The sequence below is a fragment of the Streptomyces palmae genome (assembly GCF_004684805.1).
GTDB classification, from domain to species: Bacteria; Actinomycetota; Actinomycetes; order Streptomycetales; family Streptomycetaceae; genus Streptomyces; species Streptomyces palmae.
This window is the reverse complement of sequence record NZ_SRID01000576.1, coordinates 1-2763: the sequence shown is the minus strand read 5'-3', so window position 1 is coordinate 2763 and position 2763 is coordinate 1. Positions and strand designations below refer to the sequence as shown.

Annotated in this window: 3 protein-coding genes; all 3 read right to left on the bottom strand. The window is 69.1% G+C overall.

Annotated features, from left to right (window positions below; all coding sequences use genetic code 11):
* Positions 1–1156, bottom strand: a 1156-nt coding sequence (locus E4099_RS31110) for a beta-ketoacyl synthase N-terminal-like domain-containing protein (protein WP_135342446.1), incomplete at its 3' end; no start/stop codon positions are given.
* 38 nt (positions 1157–1194) lie between these two features.
* Complete coding sequence (locus E4099_RS31105; RefSeq protein WP_135342445.1) at positions 1195–1734, bottom strand: FcoT family thioesterase; 540 nt, start codon at positions 1732–1734, stop codon at positions 1195–1197.
* Between the two features lie 11 nt (positions 1735–1745).
* Entirely contained in the window at positions 1746–2648 is a 903-nt protein-coding gene (gene scoE / locus E4099_RS31100) for a (3R)-3-[(carboxymethyl)amino]fatty acid oxygenase/decarboxylase (protein ID WP_209446815.1), read from the bottom strand.
* Positions 2649–2763 lie beyond the last annotated feature (115 nt).

The following is a 2763-nucleotide window of genomic DNA, read 5'->3' as shown; positions in this document are numbered from 1 at the left end:
GGGTGGTGAGGTTCAGGTGGGGGTAGATGGTGCCGTCGCGGAGCTGGAGGGCCGTTTTGACCAGGCCGCTGATCCCGGCGGCGGACTCCAGGTGGCCCAGGTTGGTCTTGAGGGAGGCGACGGTGACCGGGTTCTCGGTGGAGTGCGACTCGGCGAAGACCGCGCTGATGGCGCCCATCTCGATGGGGTCGCCCAGCGCGGTGCCGGTGCCGTGCGCCTCGACGTAGGAGATGTCGCCGGGGGCGAGGCCGGCGTTGGCGAGCGCCGCCCGGATCACGCCTTCCTGGGCCGCGCCGTTGGGCACCATCAGCGCGCTGGACTCGCCGTCCTGGCGGACCGCCGAGCCGCGCAGTACGGCGTGGATCCGGTCGCCGTCGCGCTGGGCCCGGGAGAGCAGCTTGAGGACGACCACGGCGCCGCCCTCGCTGCGGCAGTAGCCGTCGGCGCTGTCGTCGAAGGTCTTGCAGCGGCCGTCCGGGGCGAGCATCTTCGCCTGCGAGGCCATGATGTGGCCCATCGGGTCGTGGATGGTGTTCACCCCGCCGGCCAGTGCGATGCCGCACTCGCCCAGTCGCAGGGCCTGGGCGGCGAGGTGCACGGAGACCAGCGAGGCGGAGCAGGCGGTGTCCACCGTCATGCTGGGGCCGCGCCAGCCCAGGAAGTAGGAGACCCGGCCGGACAGGGCGCTGTGCGCCAGGCCGGTGCCGATGAAGCCGTTGAGCTCGGTGCGGGGCAGCTGGTAGAGGGCGGCGGAGTAGTCCATGTTGCTGACCGCCAGATAGACCCCGCCGTCGCCGTGCCGCAGCGGGGTGGGGTCGATTCCGGCGTCCTCCAGGGCCTCCCAGGCGACCTCCAGGGCCAGCCGCTGCTGCGGGTCCACCAGGTCGGCCTCCTTCGGCGAGATGTTGTAGAACCTCGCGTCGAAGTGGTCCGGCTTGTCGATGAACCCGCCCAGGGCGCACCGCATGACGCCCTTGGCCTCGGGGTCCTGCGAGGTCAGGCCCTCGGGGTCCCAGCGGTCGGTGGGCAGGGGCCGCAGCCCGGACCGTCCGGCCTCGAGGAACTCGGCGAATCCGTCCGGGGTGTTGTTTTCACCGGGCAGACGCAGACCGATTCCGACGATGGCGATGGGCTCGTCGTCGTACTGTGTGGGCATGGCTCCTGCTTGTGTTCGGCTGGCTGGTGCGGAGGAGGTCAGGCGGCGTCCGCGGGGGTTCGCGGGTTCTTCAGGGCCAGGCGCACCTTGCCGTGGCAGGCGACGGCCTCGTCCTCTCCGTAGCGGCAGGTGGTGCCGAGGATCATCAGCGGCCCGTTCCCGCCGTCCCGCTGGATGACGTCGACGATGTCGAGCTCGCCCCAGAAGCGCCGTCCGCGCATATGGCGGCGGAAGGTGCTGCGGAAGTCCACGATGAACATGTCGGGCAGCTGCCGCGTCCAGTAGTCGTCCATGGACCAGTGGTCGAAGGCGCCGATGAGCCGCTCCTTGAGCGCCTTGGCCATGATGAAGTAGATCATCTGGTTGAAGCAGATGTTGAACTCGACGGCGTTGAAGTGCCCGGTGTCGTCGATGTAGCAGGACTCCGGGATGTGGAACTCACCGCGTACGCGGACCAGTCCGCCCTCGTCGGCCGGGTCGCCCTTGGCCGTCACCACGGTCGAGGTGAGGTAGCGGCAGTGCGGCTTGTAGACCTGGAGCACCTGCTCCAGCAGTTCCTCGTCGTTGGGGTATTCCACGCGTGGCTCCCTCAGCCGGCGGTCGGCCGGGCGCCGATGCCGGGGTAGAACTCGTGCTCGTCGTGCACGGTGACGCGGTACGAGACGGTGGGCTCGGGGTTGGGTGTGTGCAGGGCGCGGTGCACCAGGGCGCGGTTGTCCCAGACCAGCAGGTCGCCCTTGTCGAAGGTCTGCAGGTGGATGTTGGCGTGTTCGAAGGTGGTGTCCGCCTGGCCGCAGGCCTGGAACAGGTCCGTCAGCAGGTCCTCGCGGAGCGCGGTGCCCTCCGCGTCCTCCAGCTGGTAGGTGACGGCCTCGCTGATGTAGAGCACCTGCTCGCCGGTGACCGGGTGGGTGAAGACCGTCGGGTGCGCGGAGGCCGGGGTCTCCCGCTCGATCTCGGCGAGCACCTCGGAGATGGGGCGGTAGACGTCGGTGGGGCGGATCTTGAAGTAGCGCCGCACGCTGTTGAGGCTGCGGGTGCCCTTGATCTCGGCCTTGAGCTCCTCGGGCAGGTCCTGGTAGGCCCGGGCCATGTCGATGAAGAAGGTGCCGCGGTTCTTCTGGGGGACGACCTGCGGGTAGATCAGGGTCAGTCCGAAGGGGTTCGGCATGAACGAGTAGTCGTGGTGCCAGAACTTGCCGGTCTGCGGGACGCCGACCTGCTCCCCCTCCTCCTTGACGTTGGAGGAGACGAAGATCTCCGGGTACTCGGGGTGGTGGTACATCGGCTGGTAGTACGTCTCCACCTCGCCCAGCCGCCGGCCGAACGCCACGAAGTCGGCCGGTGACAGGTCCTGGTTGCGCAGCACCACGATCCGGTGGTCGTAGACCAGTCGCTTGAGGGCCAGCAGGTCGGCGTCGGGTGCGGTCCGGGGATCGAACTCGTCCACGGCCACGCCGATCCGGGAGCCTTCCTGCGGAATGGTGATCATCACTGCACCTGCCTGCCGTCCGGGTATCAGAGCTGGCAGCAACGTAGGCAGCGCGGGTCCCGGACGAACAGACGTGCCGGGCGAGTTAGGGGTGGGGCCCGGCAGGACAGGGGGG

What these genes read in the sequence shown, in the direction of transcription:
- scoE (WP_209446815.1), bottom strand. Translation starts at nt 2,648, where the DNA reads ATGATCACCATTCCGCAGGAAGGCTCCCGGATCGGCGTGGCCGTGGAC.